Source organism: Ruegeria sp. AH12, from assembly GCF_056541465.1.
Genome location: NZ_JBQFYL010000045.1, coordinates 1 through 1,574, shown reverse-complemented (window position 1 = coordinate 1,574; position 1,574 = coordinate 1). Strand labels below are relative to the sequence as shown.

The following is a 1,574-nucleotide window of genomic DNA, read 5'->3' as shown; positions in this document are numbered from 1 at the left end:
ATGGCCTTCAAACTGACCGATTACGAAGCCTATGACTTCGCCAACCGCCGCCATATCGGGCCCAGCCCGACCGAGATGCGCGACATGCTCAAGGTGATCGGCTTCAAGACGCTGGACCAGCTGATCGACGCCACGGTTCCGCCTGCGATCCGGCAGAAAGAGCCGCTGGACTGGGGTCCGGCGATGACGGAACGCGATGCGCTGTTCCACATGAAAGAGGTGGCGCGCAAGAACACCGTTCTGACCTCGCTGATCGGTCAGGGATACTATGGCACCACCACGCCTGCGCCGATCCTGCGCAACATTCTGGAAAACCCGGCCTGGTACACCGCCTATACGCCCTATCAGCCCGAGATCAGCCAGGGCCGTCTTGAGGCGCTGTTGAACTTCCAGACCATGGTCAGCGACCTGACCGGGCTGGACGTGGCCAACGCCTCGCTGCTGGACGAAGCCACTGCGGCGGCCGAAGCCATGGCCATGGCCAAGCGCGGCGGCCGGTCCAAGGCCAACAACGCGGCTTTCTTTGTCGACAAAAACTGCCACCCGCAGACCATCGCGGTCATTAAAACGCGCGCTGAGCCTCTGGGCATCGACGTGCAGGTGGCCGACCCGGACACGCTGGACGCAGGCGCGGTCTTTGGCGCGATCTTCCAATATCCCGGCACCCATGGTCACGTGCGCGACTTCACCAAGGAAATCGCGGCGCTGCACGAACATAAAGCCATCGCCATTGTCGCTGCCGACATCCTGTCGCTGGCGCTGCTGAAATCCCCCGGTGAGATGGGCGCGGATATCGCCATCGGTTCGACCCAGCGCTTTGGCGTTCCGATGGGCTATGGTGGCCCGCATGCCGCGTACATGGCGACCACCGACAAGCTGAAACGCTCGATGCCCGGCCGGATCATCGGTGTCAGCATCGACAGCCGCGGCAACAAGGCCTACCGCCTGTCGCTGCAAACCCGCGAGCAACATATTCGGCGTGAGAAAGCCAACTCGAACGTCTGCACCGCGCAGGCGCTGCTGGCGGTCATTGCCTCGATGTATGCCGTTTATCACGGCCCCGACGGCATCAAGGCCATCGCGCAATCGGTGCACCGCAAGACCTCGCGCCTGGCCGCCGGTCTGGAAGAGGCGGGCTTTGCCGTTGAACCAGAGGTGTTCTTCGACACCATCACGGTTGAGGTCGGCCCTCTGCAGACAACAGTGATGGAGGCCGCCGTGGCGCGTGGCGTCAACCTGCGCAAGGTGGGCGAGACCAAGGTTGGCATCAGTCTGGATGAACAGACCCGGCCCGAGACCATCGAGGCCGTCTGGGGGGCCTTCGGCATCGACCGCTCTGATGACAGCGCAAATGTCGCTTACCGCCTGCCCGATTACGCGCTGCGCGAAAGCGAATACCTGACCCACCCGATCTTCCACCAGAACCGGGCCGAGGCCGAGATCACGCGCTATATGCGCCGTCTGGCCGACCGCGACCTGGCGCTGGACCGGGCGATGATCCCGCTGGGCTCCTGCACCATGAAGCTGAACGCCACGATCGAGATGATCCCGGTCACCTGGCCCGAGTTCGGCAA

Annotated in this window: 1 protein-coding gene; it reads left to right on the top strand. The window is 63.5% G+C overall.

The annotated features are described in order from the left end of the window. The coding region (locus ACR0EL_RS21435) for an aminomethyl-transferring glycine dehydrogenase (RefSeq protein ID WP_480502181.1) at nucleotides 1-1,574 on the top strand (1,574 nt) is incomplete at its 3' end.